21 protein-coding genes are annotated in these 24,993 nt (G+C 43.9%); 16 read left to right on the top strand and 5 right to left on the bottom strand.

Annotation, left to right across the window (positions count from 1 at the left end; all coding sequences use genetic code 11):
• Nucleotides 1-89 precede the first annotated feature (89 nt).
• The 5 genes from adcR (at nucleotide 90) to SOR_RS09295 (ending at nucleotide 5,761) form a co-directional block, all read left to right on the top strand.
• Nucleotides 90-530 carry a zinc-dependent transcriptional regulator AdcR gene (gene adcR, locus SOR_RS09315; RefSeq protein WP_001249329.1) on the top strand — a complete coding sequence of 147 codons (441 nt, stop codon included), beginning with the start codon at nucleotides 90-92 and terminating at the stop codon, nucleotides 528-530.
• Nucleotides 530-1,234 (top strand): metal ABC transporter ATP-binding protein, encoded by a 705-nt coding sequence (locus SOR_RS09310; protein ID WP_001269483.1) that lies wholly within the window; start codon nucleotides 530-532, stop codon nucleotides 1,232-1,234. Before adcR ends, SOR_RS09310 begins: the two co-directional genes overlap by 1 nt.
• Entirely contained in the window at nucleotides 1,227-2,033 is an 807-nt protein-coding gene (locus SOR_RS09305) for a metal ABC transporter permease (protein WP_000950023.1), read from the top strand. Before SOR_RS09310 ends, SOR_RS09305 begins: the two co-directional genes overlap by 8 nt.
• Nucleotides 2,034-2,042: 9 nt before the next feature.
• Nucleotides 2,043-3,548, top strand: a complete 1,506-nt coding sequence (locus SOR_RS09300) for a zinc ABC transporter substrate-binding protein AdcA (RefSeq protein WP_000724043.1) — start codon at nucleotides 2,043-2,045, stop codon at nucleotides 3,546-3,548.
• A 533-nt stretch (nucleotides 3,549-4,081) separates the two neighbouring features.
• On the top strand, nucleotides 4,082-5,761 hold the full coding sequence (locus SOR_RS09295; protein WP_041170885.1) for an alpha-L-fucosidase: 1,680 nt from the start codon (nucleotides 4,082-4,084) through the stop codon (nucleotides 5,759-5,761).
• A 36-nt stretch (nucleotides 5,762-5,797) separates the two neighbouring features.
• On the opposite strand, the gene SOR_RS09290 is transcribed toward SOR_RS09295, so the two are convergent.
• On the bottom strand, nucleotides 5,798-7,885 hold the full coding sequence (locus tag SOR_RS09290) for a GH92 family glycosyl hydrolase (RefSeq protein ID WP_000803390.1): 2,088 nt from the start codon (nucleotides 7,883-7,885) through the stop codon (nucleotides 5,798-5,800).
• Nucleotides 7,886-8,055: 170 nt separating this feature from the next.
• On the opposite strand from SOR_RS09290, the gene SOR_RS09285 reads away from it, so the two are divergent.
• The 11 genes from SOR_RS09285 to SOR_RS09230 all read left to right on the top strand — a co-directional run bounded on the left by SOR_RS09285 (nucleotide 8,056) and on the right by SOR_RS09230 (nucleotide 22,041).
• On the top strand, nucleotides 8,056-9,336 hold the full coding sequence (locus SOR_RS09285; protein ID WP_000640502.1) for a glycoside hydrolase family 125 protein: 1,281 nt from the start codon (nucleotides 8,056-8,058) through the stop codon (nucleotides 9,334-9,336).
• A gap of 242 nt (nucleotides 9,337-9,578) precedes the next feature.
• Nucleotides 9,579-12,224, top strand: a complete 2,646-nt coding sequence (locus SOR_RS09275; RefSeq protein ID WP_000432721.1) for an alpha-mannosidase — start codon at nucleotides 9,579-9,581, stop codon at nucleotides 12,222-12,224.
• A gap of 99 nt (nucleotides 12,225-12,323) precedes the next feature.
• Nucleotides 12,324-13,193, top strand: a complete 870-nt coding sequence (locus tag SOR_RS09270) for an ROK family protein (protein ID WP_000582505.1) — start codon at nucleotides 12,324-12,326, stop codon at nucleotides 13,191-13,193.
• Nucleotides 13,187-15,067, top strand: a complete 1,881-nt coding sequence (locus SOR_RS09265; RefSeq protein ID WP_000251378.1) for a beta-N-acetylhexosaminidase — start codon at nucleotides 13,187-13,189, stop codon at nucleotides 15,065-15,067. Before SOR_RS09270 ends, SOR_RS09265 begins: the two co-directional genes overlap by 7 nt.
• A 200-nt stretch (nucleotides 15,068-15,267) precedes the next feature.
• Nucleotides 15,268-16,197, top strand: coding sequence for an ABC transporter permease (locus tag SOR_RS09260; RefSeq protein ID WP_000714584.1), 930 nt, complete (start codon nucleotides 15,268-15,270; stop codon nucleotides 16,195-16,197).
• Between the two features lie 13 nt (nucleotides 16,198-16,210).
• Nucleotides 16,211-17,134: a carbohydrate ABC transporter permease gene (locus tag SOR_RS09255; protein ID WP_000818344.1), complete on the top strand. Its 924-nt coding sequence runs from the start codon at nucleotides 16,211-16,213 to the stop codon at nucleotides 17,132-17,134.
• A gap of 108 nt (nucleotides 17,135-17,242) precedes the next feature.
• Complete coding sequence (locus SOR_RS09250) at nucleotides 17,243-18,727, top strand: ABC transporter substrate-binding protein (RefSeq protein WP_000800398.1); 1,485 nt, start codon at nucleotides 17,243-17,245, stop codon at nucleotides 18,725-18,727.
• A gap of 160 nt (nucleotides 18,728-18,887) precedes the next feature.
• On the top strand, nucleotides 18,888-19,577 hold the full coding sequence (locus SOR_RS09245; protein ID WP_000760768.1) for a CPBP family intramembrane glutamic endopeptidase: 690 nt from the start codon (nucleotides 18,888-18,890) through the stop codon (nucleotides 19,575-19,577).
• Nucleotides 19,578-19,645: 68 nt separating this feature from the next.
• Complete coding sequence (locus tag SOR_RS09240; RefSeq protein WP_000188098.1) at nucleotides 19,646-19,942, top strand: bacteriocin immunity protein; 297 nt, start codon at nucleotides 19,646-19,648, stop codon at nucleotides 19,940-19,942.
• A gap of 131 nt (nucleotides 19,943-20,073) precedes the next feature.
• On the top strand, nucleotides 20,074-21,060 hold the full coding sequence (gene trhO, locus SOR_RS09235) for an oxygen-dependent tRNA uridine(34) hydroxylase TrhO (protein ID WP_001030026.1): 987 nt from the start codon (nucleotides 20,074-20,076) through the stop codon (nucleotides 21,058-21,060).
• A 120-nt stretch (nucleotides 21,061-21,180) separates the two neighbouring features.
• Nucleotides 21,181-22,041, top strand: coding sequence for a DUF4299 family protein (locus SOR_RS09230; RefSeq protein WP_001140328.1), 861 nt, complete (start codon nucleotides 21,181-21,183; stop codon nucleotides 22,039-22,041).
• Between the two features lie 62 nt (nucleotides 22,042-22,103).
• Here the strand turns inward: SOR_RS09230 and SOR_RS09225 are convergent, their stop codons facing one another.
• From SOR_RS09225 to SOR_RS09210, 4 genes are all read right to left on the bottom strand, one after another.
• Nucleotides 22,104-23,066, bottom strand: coding sequence for a DUF6574 domain-containing protein (locus tag SOR_RS09225; protein ID WP_000191327.1), 963 nt, complete (start codon nucleotides 23,064-23,066; stop codon nucleotides 22,104-22,106).
• 62 nt (nucleotides 23,067-23,128) lie between these two features.
• Nucleotides 23,129-24,058 carry a DUF4097 family beta strand repeat-containing protein gene (locus SOR_RS09220; protein WP_001229035.1) on the bottom strand — a complete coding sequence of 310 codons (930 nt, stop codon included), beginning with the start codon at nucleotides 24,056-24,058 and terminating at the stop codon, nucleotides 23,129-23,131.
• A complete protein-coding gene (locus SOR_RS09215; protein ID WP_000198649.1) occupies nucleotides 24,051-24,644 on the bottom strand; it encodes a DUF1700 domain-containing protein in 594 nt (197 codons plus the stop codon). Before SOR_RS09215 ends, SOR_RS09220 begins: the two co-directional genes overlap by 8 nt.
• Nucleotides 24,631-24,957: a PadR family transcriptional regulator gene (locus SOR_RS09210; RefSeq protein ID WP_000273861.1), complete on the bottom strand. Its 327-nt coding sequence runs from the start codon at nucleotides 24,955-24,957 to the stop codon at nucleotides 24,631-24,633. Before SOR_RS09210 ends, SOR_RS09215 begins: the two co-directional genes overlap by 14 nt.
• Nucleotides 24,958-24,993: the final 36 nt, after the last annotated feature.

Raw genomic sequence — 24,993 nt, 5'->3', positions numbered from 1 at the left:
TTTTTTGGTTTATGATATAATTAACCAGTAAAGAATCGGTAGCTATCTAAGTTTTTTTACGGAAAAGATAGCTAGGGAAGGAGTAACACATGAGACAGCTTGCACAGGAAATCGATAACTTTTTAAACGAGGTGATCTTGAGATCTGAGAACCAGCATGAAATTCTGATTGGGCATTGCACAAGTGATGTAGCCTTGACCAATACTCAGGAACACATCCTCATGCTCTTGTCGGAAGAATCCCTAACCAACTCGGAGCTGGCTCGTCGTCTCAATGTCAGTCAGGCAGCAGTGACCAAGGCTATCAAGTCTTTGGTCAAAGAGGGCATGTTAGAGACATCCAGAGATCCAAAGGATGCGCGTGTGATCTTTTATCAACTGACAGAACTAGCTCGACCGGTGGCAGAGGAACACCACCACCATCATGAGCACACGCTCTCAGCCTATGAACAAGTAGCGAATCAGTTTACTCCAAATGAACAAGAAGTCATCCAGCGGTTTTTAACTGCTTTAGTAGGAGAAATCAAATAATGCGGTATATTACAGTAGAGGACTTGTCTTTCTATTATGACAAGGAACCTGTCCTCGAGCATATCAACTACAGTGTTGATAGTGGGGAGTTTGTCACCCTGACTGGTGAAAATGGGGCTGCCAAGACGACTCTTATCAAGGCGAGTCTAGGCATCTTGCAGCCGAGATTTGGCAAGGTAACCATCTCAAAGACAAATACTCATGGGAAAAAGCTTAGGATAGCCTATCTTCCCCAGCAGATAGCCAGTTTTAATGCTGGCTTTCCAAGTACGGTTTATGAATTTGTCAAGTCGGGTCGCTATCCGCGAAAGGGCTGGTTCCGTCGTTTGAATGCCCACGATGAGGAGCATATCAAGGCTAGTCTAGACTCAGTTGGTATGTGGGAACACCGTGATAAACGGATTGGTTCCCTCTCTGGTGGGCAAAAGCAACGAGCAGTGATTGCTCGGATGTTTGCTTCTGACCCAGATATCTTTGTCTTGGATGAGCCGACAACAGGGATGGATGCAGGGAGCAAAAATGAATTTTACGAACTCATGCACCACAGTGCTCATCACCATGGCAAGGCTGTTTTGATGATTACCCATGACCCTGAGGAAGTCAAGGACTATGCGGATCGCAATATTCATCTAGTTCGTAACCAAGATTCGCCATGGCGTTGTTTCAACGTTCACGAAAGCGACCAGGAGGTGGAGCATGCTTAGTTTGTTATCCTATGACTTTATGCAGCGAGCCTTTTTGGCTGTCATTGCCATGAGTCTCTTTTCTCCAGTTCTTGGGACCTTCCTTATCTTACGTCGTCAGAGTCTCATGAGCGACACCCTCAGTCACGTTTCTCTATCAGGGGTAGCCTTTGGTCTGGTTTTAGGAATTTCTCCAACGATTTCAACCATTGCTATTGTCTTGATTGCAGCGGTTTTTCTGGAGTATCTCCGTACGGTTTACAAGAACTTTATGGAAATCGGGACTGCCATCCTCATGTCGACAGGGCTTGCAGTCTCCCTTATCGTGATGAGTAAGGGGAAAAGTTCGAGTTCCATGAGTCTGGATCAATACCTCTTTGGTTCGATTGTGACCATTAGCCAGGAGCAGGTGATATTCCTCTTTGCCATTGCTGCGGTCGTTTTGCTCTTGACTTTCTTGTTCTTGCGACCAATGTATATCCTGACTTTTGATGAGGATACGGCCTTTGTGGATGGCTTGCCAGTTCGTACCATGTCTATCCTCTTTAACATGGTAACAGGGGTGGCTATTGCCCTTATGATTCCAGCTGCGGGAGCTCTTCTGGTGTCGACCATTATGGTCTTGCCAGCTAGTATTGCCCTTCGTCTAGGGAAAAACTTTAAATCCGTTATGTTACTAGCCAGCGCTATTGGCTTTTTGGGAATGGTGGCAGGGCTCTATATATCCTACTATGCGGAAACCCCTGCTAGCGCTAGTATCACCATTATCTTTGTAGCTGTCTTTTTGTTAGTCAGTCTACTGAAACGTTTTATCAAATAGGAGAATGAAATGAAAAAAATTAGCTTACTATTGGCTAGCCTATGTGCCTTGTTTTTAGTGGCTTGTTCCAATCAAAAGCAAGCAGATGGCAAGCTAAATATCGTGACAACCTTTTACCCTGTCTACGAATTTACCAAACAAGTCGCAGGAGATACCGCTAATGTAGAACTTCTAATCGGTGCTGGTACAGAACCTCACGAATACGAACCGTCTGCAAAGGCAGTTGCTAAAATCCAAGATGCAGATATCTTTGTCTATGAAAATGAAAATATGGAAACTTGGGTTCCAAAATTACTAGAATCCTTGGATAAGAAAAAAGTGAAAACCATCAAGGCGACAGGTGATATGCTCCTCTTGCCAGGTGGTGAGGAAGAAGAGGAAGGGCATGACCATGGCGGTGAAGGTCACCATCACGACTACGATCCCCACGTTTGGCTTTCACCAGCACGCGCCATCAAACTGGTAGAGCATATTCGTGACAGCTTGTCAGCAGATTATCCTGATAAAAAAGAGACTTTTGAGAAGAATGCGGCTGCCTATATCGAAAAATTGCAAGCCTTGGACAAGGCCTACACAGATGGCTTGTCTCAAGCCAAACAAAAGAGCTTTGTGACCCAGCACGCTGCCTTTAACTACCTTGCCTTGGACTACGGTCTCAAGCAAGTATCCATCTCAGGTCTCTCACCAGATGCAGAGCCATCAGCAGCACGTTTGGCAGAATTGACAGAGTATATCAAGAAAAACAAGATTTCTTATATCTACTTTGAGGAAAATGCCTCACAAGCTCTCGCCAATACCCTCTCAAAAGAAACGGGCGTCAAACTAGATGTGCTCAATCCGCTGGAAAGTCTGACAGAAGAAGCAACCAAGGCCGGTGAGGACTATATCTCCGTGATGGAGAAAAACCTCAAGGCTTTGAAACAAACAACAGACCAAGAAGGACCAGAAATTGAGCCAGAAAAGGAAGAAAACACCAAGACAGTTCACAATGGTTACTTTGAGGATGCAGATGTCAAAGACCGTACCTTGAGTGACTATGTAGGCAACTGGCAGTCGGTCTATCCTTTCCTTGAGGATGGAACCTTTGATCAAGTCTTTGACTACAAGGCTAAGTTGACTGGCAAGATGACTAAGGATGAGTATAAGGCCTACTATAAAAAAGGCTATCAGACAGATGTGACTAAGATCAACATCACGGACAACACTATGGAATTCATCCAAGGTGGCCAAACCAAGAAATTCACCTACAAGTATGTCGGCAAGAAAATCTTGACTTATAAGAAAGGTAATCGTGGTGTGCGCTTCCTTTTTGAAGCGACAGATGCGGACGCTGGACAGTTCAAGTATGTTCAGTTTAGTGACCACAATATCGCCCCAGTTAAGGCAGAACATTTCCATATCTTCTTTGGAGGTACTAGCCAAGAAGCCCTCTTTGAAGAGATGGACAACTGGCCAACCTACTACCCAGATAACCTATCTGGCCAAGAAATCGCCCAAGAAATGTTGGCGCATTGATGCAAGAGAAAATCCCGCAAATCTGCGGGATTTTTTGCTAGAAATGATTATCTCTGAATAGGCTGTGGGCGTTATGGTACCACAGTTGTACTGCTCACAATGTGGTAAAGAAGTCATTTTCTACTGGCTGCTTCTAACTAGTTGACGAATGCAAAAGCTACGATTGTACAAATTATAGAATCTTTTCAGGGGATTTAGGAAGAAATCTTAGTCATATTGACGCTACTATCGCTTTTTGTTATAGTCAAGGAAAGAGCGGTCTGGAACAATAGCTTATTCACAGTCTGTGGATAAGTCTGAGGAAGAATGATATCTAATCCATGGTGTTGAAGTATTCTGATAATAGTTCCGTATACTAGTGACTTTCTAGAAAGCTAGTAGAAACCCTAGTATAAAGCTATTTGACAAAGGTCTGTTTAGGGGGAAGGTTTCCAATTCTAAGAGCTGGAGTCTGAAAAGACTAGTTTTTAGGAATGTTTTCTTATCCACAAGTTGTGGATAACTTTGTGAACAAGAGAAAGAGATATGAGATGATGACGAACATAAAACCACATGGGCCATTACCAAGTCAGGCCCAGCTAGCTTATTTAGAGGATGAACTAGCTGCCTTTATCCATTTTGGCCCCAATACCTTTTATGACCAAGAATGGGGAAGTGGGAAAGAGGATCCTATGCGTTTTAACCCGACCAAGTTAGATGCGCGTGAATGGGTTCGGGTACTCAAAGAAACAGGTTTTAAAAAGCTGATTTTGGTGGTCAAGCACCACGATGGTTTTGTCCTCTACCCAACAGCTTATACAGATTATTCGGTCAAGGCTAGCCCTTGGAGGGATGAAAAGGGGGACTTGCTCCTTGAGGTTTCTCAAGCCGCAACTGAGTTTGACATGGATATGGGAGTTTATTTATCTCCTTGGGATGCCTATAGTCCCCTTTATCATGTGGACCGAGAAGCGGACTACAATGCCTACTATCTGGCTCAATTGAAGGAGATCTTGTCAAATTCTGCCTATGGCAATGCCGGGAAGTTCTCTGAGGTGTGGATGGATGGTGCTCGAGGGGAAGGGGCCCAGAAGGTCAACTATAAGTTTGAGACCTGGTTTGAAACCATTCGTGACTTGCAGGGCGATTGTTTGATTTTCTCAACTGAGGGAACTAGTATTCGCTGGATTGGAAATGAACGAGGCTATGCAGGGAATCCCTTGTGGCAAAAAGTCAAACCAGACCAGTTGGGGACTGAGGCGGAATTAGATTATCTACAGCACGGAGACCCCTCGGGAACGCTGTTTTCAATCGGTGAGGCAGATGTTTCCCTTCGGCCAGGCTGGTTTTACCATGAGGATCAGGATCCTAAGTCTCTCGAGGAGTTGGTCGAGATTTATTTTCACTCGGTGGGTCGGGGTACACCTCTCTTACTCAATATTCCGCCAAACCAAGATGGACTCTTTGACGAAAAGGATATCCGGCGACTGTATGAATTTGCTGCCTATCGTGACGAGCTCTATAAAGAAGATTTGGCTTTAGGAGCCAAGGTATCTGGCCCTGCTCTATCACCAGACTTTGCTTGTCATCATCTGACAGATGGACTGGAGGCTAGTTCTTGGGCAAGTGATGCAGAGTTGCCAATCCCATTAGAGCTCGATTTAGGATCACCTAAAACTTTTGATGTGATTGAGTTAAGAGAAGATTTGAAGCTGGGGCAACGCATCGCTGCTTTCCATGTTCAGGTAGAGTTGGATGGCGTCTGGCAGGAGTTTGGCTCTGGTTATACTGTTGGCTACAAACGTCTCTTACGAGGATCAGTCGTTGAGGCGCAGAAGATACGCGTGACCATTACAGAGGCACAGGCTTTGCCTTTGTTGACCAAGATTTCACTCTATAAAACACCTACCTTGTCGAAAAAAGAAACTGTTCAGCAACTAGAGTTTTCAGAAAAAAGTCTAGCTGTGACCAAGGGAGAAAATGTCTACTTTACAGTGAAGCGCATAGAATTTAGCAGTCCTTTAGAAGCTAAGATTTCGATTCAACCAGGGACAGGTGTGCATGGTGTCGCCTATCGGGACGAGATTCAAGTCCTTACGTTTCAAGCTGGTGAGACTGAAAAAAGGCTAACGCTACCAACCTTGTATTTTGCAGGAGATAAAACTTTGGACTTTTATCTGAATCTGACGGTAGATGGGCAGCTGGTTGACCAGCTTCAAGTCCAAGTTTCATAAAAGAAGAACCTTTGCGCGATGCAAAGGTTCTTTTGGTTAGGAGTGATTTGGCAACCAGCTAAGTGTAAAGGTTAGTTGCTCAGCTTTCAAGAGGTCTTGGTGTTGAATGCTAGATACTATGGTCTTGTCCAATCGACATTCTTTGACAAAGTTGAAGTGGCTGTGGTTTTGCTTGGCATGGATATCCAGCCATTTATTTTCCTTAGCCAGGTAGATACGGAGATGGTCAAAGAGAGGAATTCCGAGATCGTAACTTGGTTTGCCTGGACAGGTCGGGTAGAATCCAAGAGCTGACCAGATATACCAAGCAGAGAGACTGCCATTGTCCTCATCGCCAGGATAGGCTTGCCAGCTTGGGTGAAAGGCTTTCTGACGTATCGACTTGATGAGTAGAGCAGTGTAGTCAGGGTAGTCACTGCAGCGGAAGAGATAAGGAATGTGGAAGCTAGGCTGGTTGGAAATGGCGATTTGCCCAAAAGGAGCGGTAGCCATCTCGCTCATCTCGTGAATCTCATAACCATAGCCAGTCGTCTCAAAGAGGGGAGCATCTTGACAGGCTTTCAAAAGATAGTGGCTAAAGGCTTCTTTTCCACCCATAAGCTGGATTAAGCCTGGGATGTCATGGAGGACTCCTAAAGTCGCTTGAATGGCAGAGCATTCGGCGTAGTCGCGTCCCCAACTATAAGGAGAGAAGTCGGGGCGGAAGTTGCCTTGGCTATCTCGCGCACGCATGTAGCCCGTCGCAGTGTCAAATAGATGGTGGTAATTTTGTGACGAAGTTCTATAAGTTTTCGCGATGTCATTCTGACCTAGTTTTTCGGCACAGCTGGCGATACAAAAGTCACTATAGGCGTAGTCTAGGGTGTGGCTGACGCTTTCGTGGTGGTCAGTAGAGAGGTAGCCTAACTCTAGGTATTGGGTTAGTCCATGGCGACCATTGATGCCGAGAGGGTCGGACTTAGTGGCTGTTTCAAGCATGGCTTGGAGGAGTTCTTCTTCTAGGTCGGGGGCCATGTCCTTGCAGGCGCTGTCTGCGATAATGCCATCTAGCAGGGTACCTGGCATCATGCCCCGTTCATCTGGAGCTAGCCACTTTGGAAGGAATCCAGTATCGCGGTAGCTATTGAGAAAGCCTTCTAAAAAGAGGCGATAGTGTTCCGGTATGACAAGGGCAAAGAGGGGAAATGTAGTCCGAAAGGTATCCCAGAAGCCATTGTTGCTAAAGAGGACACCGGGCTTGACAGTACCAGTAGTCAGGTCCATATGGATGGCTTGCCCTGACTCGTTCACTTCATAAAAAGTCTGCGGGAAGAGGAAGAGTCTGTAGAGGCAGTGGTCAAAGAAGGTCCGGTCAGCCTCTCCTGTCTCTAGTATGTCAAAACGATGGAGGAGATTTTCCCAGTCTGCTTTCGCACTTGCTTTACAGCTATCAAAGTCCGTTTGAGGTAGATTAAGCAGAGCTTGAGAAGGCGAGATGAAAGAAGTTGCTAGCTGGATTTCAGCATGACTATCTGTCAGGTCAATTCGCCAGTCTCCACCTTCTTGGCTGACAGCAAGAATATCCGTGTTCATTTGTAGGGCAGTAAACAGTATCAGTGGATTTTTGTTAGTCTCAGTTTTACCTTCTTGTCGTAGGGAAAGAGTCCGCTTATCTACTTGCTCCACTGTCAGTTCATCTGCTGCGTGAAGATAGAGGGAGAGGGCTTTGCCTTGCTTTTGCTCCAAACGAATAGAAGCGCCATAGCATGTCGGTGTGAGCTTGGTTTCAATCTGATAGCGCAGAGAAAAGAGTTTCAAATAGTGAGGCTGGAAGCAAGCTTTATCTATATCATAAGAAGACTGGCGGTGAAAGAGACTGTTTCCCCCAGGCTGACCTGTGACAGGTGTCAGAAGGAGCCAAGAGTAGTCCCCAATCCAAGGACTGGGCTGGTGGGTTAAGCGAATCCCCTGAAAGATGGGCAGATGCGGATCGAAGAACCAAGCTCCCTCCTGGTCACTGGTCTGGAGAACAAAATAATTCATCCCAAAAGGAACGCCTGTGTAGGGCAGGGTATTTCCTCGAGAAAAGGCATGTTTGCTAGCAGTCCCAAAGCGGGTATCGATGGTTTCAAGTAGTGGTTTCATGGTATTTCCTTTAGCTGTTTTTCTACATTATATCAGAAAAATGAGACCTTTAGATATGGGGTTCGAAAGTAAGCAATTTTGTAGAAAAATGACTATCATTTGTGTATGTATTTTCTGTCTCAAAAACTATATACTGAACATGAAACTTGTTTGAAAGAGGAAACTGCACGATGATTTATTCGAAAGAAATTGTTAGAGAATGGCTGGATGAAGTAGCGGAGCGGGCTAAGGACCATCCCGAGTGGGTAGATGTCTTTGAGCGTTGCTATACAGACACCTTGGACAATACGGTCGAGATTCTAGAAGATGGCTCAACCTTTGTATTGACTGGGGATATTCCTGCGATGTGGCTTCGGGATTCGACAGCCCAGCTACGACCATATCTTCATGTGGCTAAAAGAGATGCCCTCCTGCGTCAGACTATTGCAGGTTTGGTCAAACGTCAGATGACTTTGATTCTCAAGGATTCTTATGCCAACTCTTTTAACATTGAGGAGAATTGGAAGGGCCACCACGAGACTGATCATACCGACCTTAATGGCTGGATTTGGGAACGCAAGTATGAGGTGGACTCGCTTTGCTATCCTTTGCAGTTGGCTTATCTCCTTTGGAAAGAGACTGGCGAGACCAGTCAGTTTGATGAGACTTTTATCGCAGCGACCAAGGAAATTCTTCATCTATGGACAGTGGAGCAAGACCACAAGAATTCTCCTTATCGTTTTGTCCGTGATACGGACCGCAAGGAAGACACCTTGGTAAATGATGGATTTGGACCTGACTTTGCAGTGACAGGTATGACCTGGTCAGCTTTCCGACCGAGTGATGACTGCTGCCAGTATAGCTACTTGATTCCGTCCAATATGTTTGCTGTAGTAGTCTTGGGTTACGTGCAAGAAATCTTTGCAGAGCTAGACCTAGCTGATAGCGAGAGTATTATTGCAGATGCTAAGCGTCTCCAGTCTGAAATCCAAGAGGGAATCGAAAACTACGCTTATACCTCCAACAGCAAGGGTGAAAAGATTTACGCCTTTGAAGTGGATGGTCTAGGAAATGCTAGCATCATGGATGATCCAAACGTACCAAGTTTGTTGGCTGCGCCTTATCTGGGCTACTGCGACATTGACGATGAGGTTTACCAAGCAACTCGTCGGACCATTCTGAGCCCTGAAAATCCATACTTCTACCAAGGAGAATACGCTAGCGGTCTCGGAAGTTCTCATACCTTCTATCGCTATATCTGGCCCATTGCCCTTTCTATCCAAGGCTTGACAACAAGAGATAAGGCAGAGAAAAAATACTTGCTGGATCAGCTCGTTGCCTGCGATGGTGGCACAGGTGTCATGCATGAAAGCTTCCACGTGGACGACCCAACGCTTTACTCACGTGAATGGTTCTCTTGGGCCAACATGATGTTCTGTGAGTTGGTCTTGGATTACTTGGATATCCGCTAATACTCTTTGAAAATCTCTTCAAACCACGTCAACTTCGCCTTGTCGTAGGTATGGTTACTGATTTCATCAGTTCTATCCACAACCTCAAAGCAGTGCTTTGAGCAGACTGCGGCTAGCTTCCTAGTTTGCTCTTTGATTTTTATTGAGTATAAGGAGCGCGCTTTAGTTTCACCGATTCGTGTCAGAATCACACCTTTACATTTAAAACGTTAAAATTTAAATTTAGAATGAGGTTTTACTTCATGGAAAATGTTGTTGTACATATTATCTCACATAGTCACTGGGACCGTGAGTGGTACTTGCCTTTTGAAAGCCACCGGATGCAGTTGGTGGAATTATTTGACAATCTTTTTGATCTCTTTGAAAATGACCCTGAGTTTAAGAGTTTCCACTTGGATGGCCAAACCATTGTTCTGGATGACTATTTGGAAATTCGCCCTGAAAATCGCGACAAAGTCCAAGGTTACATCGACCAAGGCAAACTCAAAATTGGTCCCTTTTACATCTTGCAGGATGACTACTTGATTTCCAGCGAAGCCAATGTTCGCAATACCTTTATTGGTCAAGCAGAATGTGCAAAATGGGGCAAATCAACCCAGATTGGTTACTTCCCAGATACCTTTGGAAATATGGGGCAAGCTCCCCAAATCCTTCAAAAATCAGGTATTCACGTGGCAGCCTTTGGCCGTGGTGTGAAGCCGATTGGATTTGACAACCAAGTCCTCGAAGATGAGCAGTTTACTTCTCAGTTTTCAGAAATGTACTGGCAGGGTGCGGACGGAAGTCGTGTTCTCGGTATCCTCTTTGCTAACTGGTACAGTAACGGGAATGAAATCCCAGTTGATAAGGACGAGGCCCTGTCCTTCTGGAAACAAAAATTGTCAGACGTGCGTGACTACGCTTCGACCAACCAATGGTTGATGATGAACGGATGTGACCACCAGCCTGTACAGCGAAATCTGAGCGAAGCCATTCGTGTGGCCAATGAACTCTTCCCAGATGTGACCTTTGTGCATAGTTCCTTTGATGACTATGTCCATGCAGTAGAAAGTGCCCTACCAGAGCAGTTATCAACGGTTACAGGTGAGTTGACAAGTCAGGAAACAGATGGCTGGTACACACTTGCCAACACTTCCTCATCACGGATTTACCTCAAACAAGCCTTCCAAGAAAATAGCAACTTGCTAGAACAAGTGGTGGAACCATTAACGGTCATCACTGGTGGGCAGAACCACAAGGACCAGTTGACCTATGCTTGGAAAGTCCTTCTACAAAATGCTCCGCATGATAGTATCTGTGGCTGTAGCGTGGACGAGGTTCACCGTGAGATGGAGACACGTTTTGCAAAGGTCAGTCAAGTCGGAAACTTTGTTAAGACCAACCTTCTCAACGAATGGAAGGGTAAAATCGCAACCCACGAAGCCCAAAGCGACCATCTCTTTACCGTCATTAACACAGGCTTGCATGACAAGGTTGATACAGTCAGCACCGTGATTGATGTAGCGACTTGTGATTTCAAAGAATTGCACCCAACAGAAGGCTACAAGAAAATGGCAGCCTTGACCTTGCCAAACTACCGTGTCGAAGACTTGGAAGGACATGCTGTAGAAGCGAAAATCGAAGATCTGGGAGCTAATTTTGAGTATGATTTGCCAAAAGACAAGTTCCGTCAGGCTCGTATCGCTCGACAAGTGCGCGTGACAGTGCCTGTTCATCTAGCACCACTTTCTTGGACAACTTTCCAATTGCTTGAAGGAGAACAAGAACATCGTGACGGTATTTACCAAAATGGAGTAATTGATACGCCATTTGTAACGGTCAGTGTGGATGACAATATCACAGTCTACGACAAGACAACTCATGAAGCGTATGAGGATGTTATTCGTTTTGAAGACCGTGGTGACATCGGAAATGAGTACATCTATTTCCAACCAAAAGGAACAGAGCCTATCTACGCCGAGCTGAAAGGCTATGAGGTCTTGGAAAATACAGCTCGTTTTACCAAGATCTTGCTCAAGCATGAATTGACAATTCCAGTAAGTGCAGACGAAAAACTGGATGCGGAACAAAGAGGTATCATCGAGTTTATGACGCGTGAAGCTGGACGTTCAGATGAACTGACAAGCATTCTTCTTGAAACAGAGATGACCGTCTTTGTTGACAATCCACAAATCCGTTTCAAGACTCGCTTTACCAACACAGCCAAGGACCACCGTATCCGTCTCTTGGTTAAGACTCATAACACTCGTCCAAGCAATGACTCTGAAAGCATCTATGAGGTGGTGACAAGACCAAACAAACCAGCTGCTTCTTGGGAAAATCCTGAAAATCCACAACACCAACAAGCCTTTGTCAGCCTTTATGATGATGAAAAAGGGGTGACAGTAGCCAATAAAGGACTGCACGAGTATGAAATCCTTGGAGACGATACCATTGCCGTGACCATTCTTCGTGCCTCAGGTGAGTTAGGTGACTGGGGTTACTTCCCAACACCAGAAGCTCAGTGCTTGCGTGAGTTTGAAGTCGAGTTTGCTCTGGAATGCCACCAAGCACAAGAACGCTTCTCAGCCTTCCGTCGTGCCAAAGCCTTCCAAACACCATTCACTAGTCTTCAAGTTGCTAAACAAGAAGGAAGTGTTGCTGCGACTGGCAGTCTCTTGAGCCATGTAGCACTCAGCTTGCCACAAGTCTGCCCAACAGCCTTTAAGGTAGCTGAAAATGAAGAAGGGTATGTACTTCGTTACTACAATATGAGTCAAGAAAATGTGCGTATATCAGAATACCAACAAACCATTCTTGACTTACTTGAGCGACCATATCCCGTTCATTCAGGACTCTTAGCACCACAAGAAATTCGTACAGAATTGATCAAAAAAGAAGACATTTAACAGTTTTAAAGTGTTTGATAACTAATACTATGAGATAGAAAGGAGGGGCGAAAGAGTAAGGGCTAACTGCTGATTCGCCCCTTTTTACGGTAAAGAACAATGATCATTGCAACCATTGATATCGGAGGGACTGGGATTAAGTTTGCCAGTCTGACTCCTGATGGAAAAATACTAGATAAGACAAGTACACCGACACCAGAAACCCTAGAAGATTTACTGGCATGGCTAGACCAACGTCTGTCGGAGAAAGATTATAAGGGCATTGCCATGAGCGTTCCAGGCGCGGTCAATCAAGAAACGGGTGTGATTGAGGGCATCAGTGCCGTACCTTACATCCATGGCTTTTCTTGGTATGAAGCTCTTGCTCATCACAAGCTACCTGTCCATCTAGAAAATGATGCCAACTGTGTTGGACTGAGTGAACTGCTAGCACATCCAGAGATTGAAAATGCAGCCTGTGTCGTTATTGGGACAGGGATTGGTGGGGCCATGATTGTCAATGGAAAACTTCACCGTGGTCGCCACGGCTTGGGAGGAGAGTTTGGCTACATGACAACCATTGCACCTGCTGAAAAACTCAACAACTGGTCGCAACTAGCGTCAACTGGAAATATGGTGCGCTACGTGATTGAAAAATCTGGTCAGACTGACTGGGACGGTCGCAAGATTTACCAAGAGGCTGCAGCTGGCAATGGTCTTTGTCAAGAAGCTATTTTGCGCATGAACCGTAATCTGGCGCAAGGTTTGCTCAATATCCAGTATCTCATCGACCCAGATGTCATTAGTCTGGGAGGCTCCATCAGTCAGAACCCAGACTTTATCCAAGGTGTCAAAAAAGCTGTCGATGCATTTGTCGAAACCTACGAAGAATACACGGTCGCACCAGTTATCCAGGCCTGCACCTATCACGCAGACGCCAATCTCTACGGTGCCCTTGTCAACTGGCTACAGGAGGAAAATCAGTGGTAAGATTTACAGGACTTAGTCCCAAACAAGAGCAAGCATTAGAGTTGCTTAAAAAGCATATTTCGCTAGCAGATGTGGAAGTTGCAGTCGCTCAGTCTGACCAAGCATCTATCTCTCTCAAGGGTGAGGGTGGACAGTATCACCTGACTTATGACAAACCTCACCAACTTTACCGCGCCTTGTCCTTATTGGCAACAGCTCTGGAAGAAGGGGATAAGGTCGAGATTGAGGAGCAGGCAGCTTATGAAGATTTGGCCTATATGGCAGACTGCTCGCGCAATGCCGTGCTCAATGTCGCATCTGCCAAACAGATGATTGAAGTCTTGGCTCTCATGGGCTACTCAACATTTGAGCTTTATATGGAAGACACTTATCAGATTGAGGGGCAGCCTTATTTTGGTTATTTCCGTGGCGCCTATTCAGCAGAGGAGTTGCAGGAAATCGAAACCTACGCTCAGCAGTTTGACATGACCTTTGTGCCTTGCATCCAGACCTTGGCCCACTTGTCGGCCTTCGTCAAATGGGGTGTCAAAGAAGTGCAGGAGCTCCGTGATGTAGAAGATATTCTCCTTATCGGCGAAGAAAAGGTGTATGACCTGATTGACGGGATGTTTGCCACTCTGTCTAAACTACAGACTCGCAAGGTCAATATCGGGATGGACGAAGCCCATTTGGTTGGTTTGGGGCGCTACCTCATTTTGAACGGTGTTGTGGACCGTAGTCTCCTCATGTGCCAACACTTGGAGCGCGTGCTGGATATTGCCGATAAGTATGGTTTCCACTGCCAAATGTGGAGCGATATGTTCTTTAAACTCATGTCAACAGATGGCCAGTATGACCGCGATGTGGAGATTCCTGAGGAAACTCGTGTCTACCTAGATCGTCTCAAAGACCGTGTAACCTTGGTTTACTGGGACTATTATCAGGATAGCGAGGAAAAATACAATCGCAATTTCCGCAACCATCACAAGATTAGCCAAGATATTGCCTTTGCAGGTGGTGCTTGGAAGTGGATTGGTTTCACACCCAACAACCATTTCAGCCGTCTCATCGCTACGGAGGCCAACAAAGCCTGTCGTGCTAACGACATCAAAGAAGTCATTGTAACGGGTTGGGGGGACAATGGTGGGGAAACTGCCCAGTTTTCCATTCTACCAAGTCTGCAAATCTGGGCAGAACTCAGCTACCGCAATAACCTCGACCGTTTGTCTGCCCACTTCAAGACCAATACAGGTCTATCAGTTGAGGACTTCATGCAGATTGACCTAGCTAACCTCTTGCCAGACCTGCCAGATAATCTCAGTGGTATCAATCCCAACCGCTATGTCTTTTATCAGGATGTTCTCTGCCCTATTCTTGATAGACACATGACGCCTGAACAGGACAAACCGCACTTTGCTCAGGCAGCTGAGACGCTTGCTGAAATCAAAGAAAAAGCAGGAAATTATGCTTACCTCTTTGAAACTCAGGCCCAGTTGAATGCTATTTTAAGTTCTAAAGTGGATGTGGGACGACGCATTCGTCAGGCCTACCAAACAAACGATAAAGAAAGTCTACAAGAAATCGCAAGACAAGAATTACCAAAACTCAGAAGCGAGATTGAACAATTCCATGCCCTCTTTAGCCGTCAATGGTTGAAAGAAAATAAGGTCTTTGGCTTGGATACAGTCGATATCCGTATGGGCGGACTTTTGCAACGTATCAAACGAGCAGAAAGCCGTATAGAGGCTTATCTGTCTAATCAGATTGACCACATCGACGAGCTAGAAGTTGAAATTCTACCATTTACTGACTTCTATGCAGACAAGGATTTCGCAGCCACTACAGCCAACCAGTGGCATACCATTGCGACAGCATCGACGATTTATACGACTTAAAGGTATCTTTTCCGAGTCAGAGTGTTTCTCGTGAAACCTATTTCTTATAACAAACTTCTCCACATAAAATAATTTGTGGAGTTTTTTCTATAATTAGTAGTTTAACCTAGCCTTCAAATAGGAGTATACTAATAATGTAATCGTTATCAAACCTAAAAATTCGATGAAATCAGTTTTTAGGAATAAAAAGGGAGGAAATTATGAAAAAGTTTTCAAAGACCTTGAGAGATAACTGGATCTTTCTCTTGATGGTTTTACCAGGGGCACTCTGGTTGATTCTATTCTTTTACATTCCAGTATTTGGGAATGTGGTTGCCTTTAAAGACTACCATATGACCAGTAATGGTTTCATAGATAGTATTGTGAATAGTAAATGGGTCGGGTTAGATAATTTCAGATTCTTGTTTAGTTCAAAAGATGCCTTTATCATCACTCGAAATACCGTTCTCTACAATCTTGGCTTTATCTTTATCGGTTTGATTGTATCAGTAGGGATTGCCATCATCCTCAGCGAGCTTCGCTCTAAGAGAATGGTTAAGATTTTCCAAACGTCTATGTTGTTCCCTTACTTCCTGTCATGGGTTATCATCAGTTTCTTTACAGATGCCTTCCTAAACATTGACAAAGGGGTCTTCAACCATTTCCTAACATCCATTGGCATGAAGGAAGTCAACTTCTACGCTGACTTAGGCATTTGGCCATACCTTCTCCTTTTCCTAGGTATTTGGAAAGGCTTTGGATATAGCAGTGTCATGTACTATGCGACAATCATGGGAATTGACCCAACCTACTACGAAGCAGCAACAGTGGACGGGGCTAGCAAGTGGCAACGCATTCGCAACGTAACCATTCCTCAGTTGACTCCGCTTGTAACAGTCTTGACCATCCTTGCAGTCGGAAATATCTTCCGTGCAGACTTTGGTCTCTTCTATCAAATTCCACACAATGCTGGTCAGCTTTACAATGTAACCAACGTTTTAGACGTATATGTCTTTAATGGTTTGACTCAGACAGCAGATATCGGTATGGCTTCAGCAGCCGGTCTTTACCAATCCGTTGTCGGTTTGATTCTGGTTATCCTATCAAACTTGCTTGCAAGACGAGTTGATCCAAACTCAGCTTTGTTCTAGAAAGGAGGAGAATATGGCAGAAAAGAAAATTAAAAAAGAAAAAATCGATAATGTCGGCATTCACTCCTTCAGTAAGAAAGCAGATATCTTCTTTAGTATTATCTCTGGTTTGATCGCTCTTTCTTGTATCTTGCCCTTTATCTTCGTTATCATCATTTCGGTGACAGATGAAAAGAGCATCCTCCAGTATGGATATAGCTTTTTCCCTTCGAAATTTGGTGTAGATGGATTCCAGTTCCTAGCTCAGTTTAAAGATAAGATCCTCCAAGCGCTCTTTATCTCAGTCTTTGTAACTGTAGTCGGAACAGTGACCAACGTCTTCATTACAACTACTTATGCCTACGCCATCTCACGGACAACCTTTAAGTACCGCAGATTCTTTACGATCTTCGCTCTTCTTAGTATGTTGTTCAACGCTGGTTTGGTACCAGGCTATATCGTGGTCACTCGCCTGCTTCAACTGGGTGATACCGTTTGGGCCTTGATTGTTCCAATGCTCCTCTCACCATTCAACATCATCTTGATGCGTTCCTTCTTCAAGAAGACCATTCCAGAAGCCATTCTCGAATCTGCTCGTATCGATGGTGCCAGTGAAGCTCGGATCTTCTTCCAGATTTGTTTGCCCTTGTCACTTCCAGGTATCGCAACTATCACGCTTTTGACAGCTCTTGGTTTCTGGAACGACTGGTTCAACGCCCTTCTTTACATCAAGAGTGACAACTTGTATCCATTGCAATATTTGCTCATGCAAATCCAACAAAATATGGACTACATCGCAAAAGCAGTCGGCCTATCTGGTCAACTGGGAGTCGCTCTACCGAAAGAAACAGGTCGTATGGCCATGGTTGTTGTTGCAACCCTTCCAATTGCGATTCTGTATCCATTCTTCCAACGCTACTTTGTTAAAGGGTTGACGATCGGTGGTGTCAAAGAATAGCACTTGTTGAGAAACACCGTTTCTCCCTTCCCAACTTCATCTTAGTGACTGAAGTTACAAATCATTAAATCGTTTATAAGTTTAAAAATAAAAAAAGGAGTTTTTATCATGAAAAACTGGAAAAAATATGCTTTTGCATCTGCTAGCGTAGTCGCTTTGGCTGCTGGTCTTGCTGCTTGTGGAAACCTTACAGGTAACAACAAAAAAGCTGCAGATACTACTTCAGGTGAAAAACCTGTAATCAAAATGTACCAAATCGGTGACAAACCAGACAACTTGGATGAATTGCTAGAAAATGCAAACAAAATCATCGAAGAAAAAGTCGGTGCTAAATTGGATATCCAATACCTCGGATGGGGTGACTATGATAAGAAAATGTCAGTTATCACATCATCTGGTGAAAACTATGATATCGCATTTGCATCTAACTATGTCGTAAATGCTCAAAAAGGTGCTTATGCTGACTTGACAGAATTGTATAAAAAAGAAGGAGCAGAGCTTTACAAAGCACTTGACCCAGCTTACATCAAAGGGAACACTGTAAACGGTAAGATCTATGCAGTACCAGTTGCAGCTAACGTTGCATCATCTCAAAACTTTGCCTTCAACGGAACTCTTCTTGCTAAATACGGTATCGATATTTCAGGTGTAACTTCATACGAAACACTTGAGCCAGTCTTGAAACAAATCAAAGAAAAAGCTCCAGACGTAGTACCATTTGCGGTTACGAAGAACTTTATCCCATCTGATAACTTTGACTACCCAGTACCAAACGGACTTCCATTTGTTATTGACCTTGAAGGAGACACTACTAAGATCGTAAACCGTTACGAAGTGCCTCGTTTCAAAGAACACTTGAAGACTCTTCACAAATTCTATGAAGCTGGATACATTCCAAAAGACGTAGCAACAAGCGACACTTCATTTGACCTTCAACAAGATACTTGGTTCGTTCGTGAAGAAACAGTAGGACCAGCTGACTATGGTAACAGCTTGCTCTCACGTGTTGCTAACAAAGATATCCAAATCAAACCAATCACTAACTTCATCAAGAAAAACCAAACAACACAAGTTGCTAACTTTGTCATTTCAAACAACTCTAAGAACAAAGAAAAATCAATGGAAGTGTTGAATCTCTTGAACACAAACCCAGAACTCTTGAACGGTCTTGTTTATGGTCCAGAAGGTAAGAACTGGGAAAAAGTTGAAGGTAAAGAAAACCGTGTCCGCGTCCTTGATGGATATAAAGGAAACACTCACATGTCAGGTTGGAACACTGGTAACAACTGGATCCTTTACATCAACGAAAACGTTACAGACCAACAAATTGCAGATTCTAAGAAACAATTGGCAGAAGCTAAAGAATCTCCAGCACTTGGATTTATCTTTAACACTGACAGTGTGAAATCTGAAATTTCAGCAATCTCTAACACAATGCAACAATTCGATACAGCTATCAACACTGGTACTGTAGACCCAGATAAAGCTATTCCAGAATTGATGGAAAAATTGAAATCTGAAGGTGCCTACGAAAAAGTATTGAACGAAATGCAAAAACAATATGACGAATTCTTGAAAAACAAAAAATCATAAGATTGATTGATTTCGTGTATTCATTCCTAATTCCTAAAAATGTGATCACTGCCTTCCCTAGTTCTCTAGGGGAGGTAGTGATTTTTAGGATGCAAACATGAAAAGAGTGGTTCTGAGGGTTTATGCGATGTGATACACATACATCTATAGGGGATTTATTATGAAAAAATATCGTTTTCTTTTCAAAATGAGTGCTGTCTTCTCTTACCTATTTTTCGTATTTGGTCTTTCTCAGCTGACGCTTATTGTCCAAAACTATTGGCAATTTTCTTCCCAGATTGGCAATTTCTTCTGGATTCAAAATATCTTGAGTTTGCTATTTAGCGGAGTCATGATTTGGATTCTGGTTAAGACAGGCCATGGTTATCTCTTTCGCATTCCAAGAAAAAAATGGCTTTGGTATTCGATTTTGACAGTATTAGTGGTAGTGCTCCAGATCTCTTTTAACGTTCAGACAGCTAAACATGTTCAGTCAACTGCGGAAGGTTGGGCTGTACTGATTGGTTATAGTGGGACTAACTTTGCAGAGCTAAGTATCTATATAGCCCTGTTCTTTCTGGTTCCACTGATGGAAGAATTGATCTATAGGGGTTTGTTGCAACATGCTTTCTTTAAACATTCGAGATTTGGCCTTGATTTGCTTCTTCCTTCCATTTTGTTTGCTCTTCCTCATTTTTCAAGTCTGCCTAGTCTGTTAGATATTTTCGTTTTTACAACATCTGGAATCATCTTTGCTGGTTTGACCCGTTATACCAAGAGCATTTATCCATCCTATGCGGTGCATGTGATCAATAATATTGTAGCAACCTTGCCATTTTTGCTGACTTTTTTACATAGGGTGTTTGGGTAAAATATTAGCATGAGAGTTAGGGATTATAGTTTTTCAATTTATAAGCGAATTTCAGGAGAAAAATGAGAATGACACCATTAAAATGGTTCGCTGGAGGTAGAGAAAGGCGTTGTGAAGCCATGACCATCATTGATCATCTATTGGAAGATATAAAGGCTGCGCCTCAACTTACTCCCTTGAAAAATCAGTTAGTGATTTATCAAAAACGATTAGAGGATGATGGAACCTCTACTCCATTTATTCTGAGCCAAATGAATGTTGACATCTCACGTGTGTTGATTGACAATAAGCTGGGTTTGTCAGAAAGTCAAGCTAAGCAAATCAAAAAATTGAGAGAATTATCTGCGATTCGGTATGGTTACTGATGAAGTGCAGGGGTAGGACTCTTTCTACAATTTCCGGTCAAATAAATTGCATTCGTTTTCCCAAGTGGGTATACTAGTATAGTTGAATGAAAAATTCTGAAAATTTAAGAATAGAAAAGAGAACAAATCTTATGGCAAAAGATATTCGTGTCTTACTTTACTACCTTTATACTCCAATTGAAAACGCAGAGCAATTTGCTGCAGACCACTTGGCTTTCTGTAAATCAATCGGTCTCAAAGGCCGTATCCTAGTCGCTGACGAGGGGATTAACGGGACTGTTTCAGGTGACTACGAAACAACTCAAAAATACATGGACTACGTTCACAGCCTCCCAGGCATGGAAGACCTCTGGTTCAAGATTGATGAAGAAAGTGAACAGGCCTTCAAGAAAATGTTTGTTCGCTACAAGAAAGAAATTGTCCACCTTGGTTTGGAAGACAACGACTTTGACAACGACATCAACCCACTTGAAACTACAGGTGCTTACTTGTCTCCAAAAGAGTTCAAAGAAGCCCTTCTTGACGAAGATACCGTTGTCCTTGACACGCGTAACGATTATGAGTACGACCTAGGACACTTCCGTGGGGCTATCCGCCCAGACATCCGCAACTTCCGTGAGTTGCCACAATGGGTTCGTGATAACAAGGAAAAATTCATGGACAAGCGTGTCGTGGTTTACTGTACAGGTGGCGTTCGTTGTGAGAAATTCTCAGGTTGGATGGTCCGTGAAGGCTACAAAGATGTCGGACAATTGCACGGAGGAATCGCAACCTACGGTAAGGACCCAGAAGTTCAAGGTGAGCTTTGGGATGGGAAAATGTACGTCTTTGACGAGCGTATCGCAGTCGATGTCAACCATGTCAACCCAACCGTCGTAGGGAAAGATTGGTTTGATGGAACACCATGTGAACGCTATGTCAACTGTGGAAATCCCTTCTGTAACCGTCGTATCCTAACATCAGAAGAAAATGAAGACAAGTACCTTCGTGGATGCTCACACGAGTGCCGTGTTCACCCACGAAACCGCTATGTTGCTGAAAATGAATTGACACAAGCAGAAGTAATCGAGCGCCTAGCAGCTATCGGTGAAAGCTTGGATCAAGTCGCTACAGTATAAAGCAAACAGCCCTTAGGGGCTGTTTTTCTATGCTTTTTATCTAAAAATCTAAAATTTGTTTCTGTATCTTTCAGGAAAATAGGGTATACTGTATGTAAACGATTTCAAAGGAGGCCAGTTATGGCGAAAACATTTTTTATCCCAAATAAAGAAAGCATTCTAGGACAACAGGAGGTCTTGACTGCTAAGTCTATCTTGGCCTTGGTGGAGGGCTTGGAATCACACAGTTATGATGCGGTCTATCTCCGTCAGCCCCTCAATCGTCTCGAGTATATCGAGTGTGGGATTGTAGGCCAGTCGCAATTTCTCTTCAAGGTGAACTATGCGGATAGTCGAAAAGGTTATCAAGTGGTGATTCCAGACTTCCTTACCAGAGCGGACTGGGAGATTGTAGAAGCTCTCCTCCAAGTCCTATCGAGCAAGTTGGGGCAAGTGGTAGAAGGGCTAGAAGACTTTGACTTTGAAGCTTATTTCCGACAAACGGTCAAGCATTATCTAGCGGATAAGGCGACTCGTCTAGTCTATTGCCAAGGACTCTTGTCACCTATCTATCTCAACAAGGAATACCTCGAGAGCTTTTTTGCTGAGGATGGATTGGCACGTTTTGAAGAGCTGGTCAAGAAGGTTCAAAGTTCTGATGCCTACCTTGCCAGTGTGAAATTTTACCCAGACGCCCAAGGCAAGGTACACGGTATCTACCACCTAGCCCAGGGAGTCAAAACGATTTTACCAAAGGAACCCTTTGTACCAGCTCCTTATACCGAACAGCTGGCAGGCAAGGAACTTGTTTGGGAGATTGATCTAGTGACGATTTCTGGTGATGGGTCCAAAGCAGAAGACTACGAATCCATCGCCCGCTTGGATTATGCAAGATTCCTAGAGTCGCTACCAACAGCATTTTACCATCAACTAGATGCCAATCAACTAGAAGTACAAGCCATTTTGGGAAAAGATTTTGAGGAATTGGCAACCATCGAGTAGGCCTTGTTTAAAAAAGAGTAAGTCTAAAAATCCCTGTCATTGGTCAATGGCAGGGATTTTGGTTAAAAGAAGGTCAGGATGCGAAGGTAGTCAACTGTCAGCGCGAGCTCTGCTATGAAGAAGGGTAAGAGAATAGCACCATCAAGTAAGACAGCTAGTAAGAAACGATAAAATGGGTCGAGGCTACTGGTCTTACTTGGCTTGCTAATCACAAAGAGATTGCCAAGGGCAAAGATGGCTATGCTTAGAAGAGTGAGGATACCAGCAAATCGTAAGCCACCAAAGAGTGCAAAGAAACTTGCTAGAGCTGTTAGGACAAGTGGGATAGCAAAGAGTCTGCTATACCGCTCAAAGGCTTCTTGGAATGTAAAGTCGCTCTCCTGGTCCAACACACGTCGGACAGTAAAGCCTCCCAAAATGATGGAAAAGTAAAATAGAGCGCTAGCGACCAAGATAGAAAGGCCAGCAAAGAGATCTAAAGGTGGGAGCTGGTTAGGAGAACCATTAGCAATAGAAATCATATAGCCATAGTAGAGGTGCTTGATATGATAGATACTAAAGAAAAGGTTAATCGAAGACAGCAAGGTGAGTAGGGCAAAGACACTATAACGATGCCTTTGGTCCGTAGTTTTGCTGGTAGTTGGTTCTTGGATAGCATCCAGCAGCCAAGTCCAAAATAGTGCGATTTCTTCTTTTAATCTGGCTGTTTTACGAGGGTCAATATCTGGGATATAGGGGCTTTCTAAAGCCTTGCTGAGGATACTTTTCTCTTTTGCAGGGTTTTCTTGCTTGTGCTCCTCTTCAGTTTTCCCTTCTCCCTCTTCCTCGGTTTGGGTTTCCTCAATCATTTCGGGAGCTTCCTCCTCATGGGTCTCCAACTCTTTAGGTGAGACAGAAGTTTCTTGGCTTGCTTGTGGTTCAGTTTCCACAGTTTCCGAAGTCTCTGGCTCGTCGGGTTGGATTTCTGATTTCGTCTGAGGTGATTTTTTCTCAAGATCGGCACTTTCAAACCATTCTTGTGTCATGGTGGAACCTCCTTTTTTATGGTCATTTTCTATCTTTAGACTAGCAGATGAAAGCGTTTTTGTCAATGGTTTCTAGATGGAGAAGAGTACTCTTCTTTAGGTAGGTAGATATCCTGGTTGGCTTTTGCAATGAGCAGGTCCTTGATATCTGCTTTTTCCGTTTTATAAGGGTTGGCAAGTACATTCTCTTTTTGTCCACGATGTTCTTCTTTGGGTTGACGATAGATACCACCATGCTGAGAAGAAATTTCTAGATTGATACGGTCGGTCTCTTTCTGGGAGAGAATGAGTTGTAGAGTTGAACGAGCCTCTAGCTCGACCTTGCCGTGAACTTGGATATTTTCAGCATAGATGTGTGCTCCCTCCGTCTTGACCTGACTATCTGTCAATTCGGCATCAAAGATATTGATGATATGAGGTGCCGTTAGTGTGCTGTTCTTGATAGAACTTTCTGTTAGTCTTAAGAGATAGCCTTTTGTTTTGATGGTTGCATTTTCAAGGTTGGCTTGACGAATATTAGTTTGTCCACGATTGGCTGAAACGGTGATTGCTTGCAGCTTTCTTCCTTTAGGTAGGGAGAGAATGACTTCGTCAAAACGGTGAGAATAACTGCTGGCAATACGAAGTAGGCCTTCGATTCCTGAACCTAGAAAGCGATGTTGTGAGGCTTGTTTGTCAGTGACAGTCAGTGTTTTGTCACTCATGCCAGTAGTCAGATCGTGACGACCAGACACGGAAGGATGATAGGTGATATGGATCTTGTCATCTACAGACTCTTTGATGGTTAGGCTATGTTCTTCAAGGGTCAAATCAAGTTTTTCCACTTCATTTCCAAAGGTTACTTCTTCGATACGATTGTCATAGACGGGGTCTTTTGACATGGCAAGCAAACTTTGAATACCATTGGACTGGGCGCCTACAATGATCATGATAAAACCAAGGATTGTAGAAACCACACCAAAGATGAGAAATCCTTTCGTCAATTTACGCATGTCTGTCACCTCTCTTTCCTTTTTTAAGAATCCATTGCACCAAGCGGACGATCAGGAGCCCAAAGAAACGGGCTACATAGGAGATACCTAGTAGAACAAGAGAAGAAGCACCGATAGCAAGCAAACCAGCCCCGAAAATCAAGATAAATGCAGATTTGGCTTCGACTAGGACACTAAAGCTCTCTATGATAAAGAGTCCGCCCAGTAGGATACCCGTCACAGAGACGGTAAAGAAGGCCAGAATGACGGAGGCGGCTGCGATAAAAAGCCCGATAATGGTTAATATAATTGCAATTCCAACAGGAATTCCGATAGGGGCTGCTAGTAAGGCAAGTAGGGCAATGTGTAGTAGTTGACGGTCATTCTTTTGAGCAGGGGCTTCATTAACTTTTTTATCAAGGAGGTTAGAGAGGACATCATGAGCTGCTTCTTTTGGAGTTCCTAGACTAGCAATGAGTTCTTCTTCGCCCTCTGGACCTGCATCGTCAAATAGTTCCTTAAAGTAGTCCATAGCTTCGATGCGGTCAGCTTCAGGTAGTTTATGGAGATAGGTTTCTAACTGAGTCAGATAGTCAGTTCTTGTCATGGCGGATACTCCCTTCTATGATGCCGTTGACGGTTTCGGTATAGAGCGTCCACTCTTCCTTTAGAGTAACGAGCTGCTCTACGCCCCGATTGGTCAAGGAGTAGTATTTGCGCATACGCCCCTGAAACTCTCTAGAGTAGGTGGTTAGAAAGCCACTGGCTTCCAATTTTTTGAGAATGGGATAGAGCGTAGATTCTTTGATATTGGCGATGAGCTTAATGGTTTGACTAATCTCATAACCATAAGAATCCCCCTGCTCCAGTACAGCCAAGATGAGAAACTCGATCAAGGCAGAGGATGTTGGGAAGTACATGGGAAACCTCCTTTATATTATATAAAAATTTTATAT

It is taken from the genome of Streptococcus oralis Uo5 (assembly GCF_000253155.1).
Lineage (GTDB): Bacteria > Bacillota > Bacilli > Lactobacillales > Streptococcaceae > Streptococcus > Streptococcus oralis_L.
The sequence above is the reverse complement of the archived record's forward strand: the minus strand, read 5'-3'. Positions and strand labels throughout refer to the sequence as shown.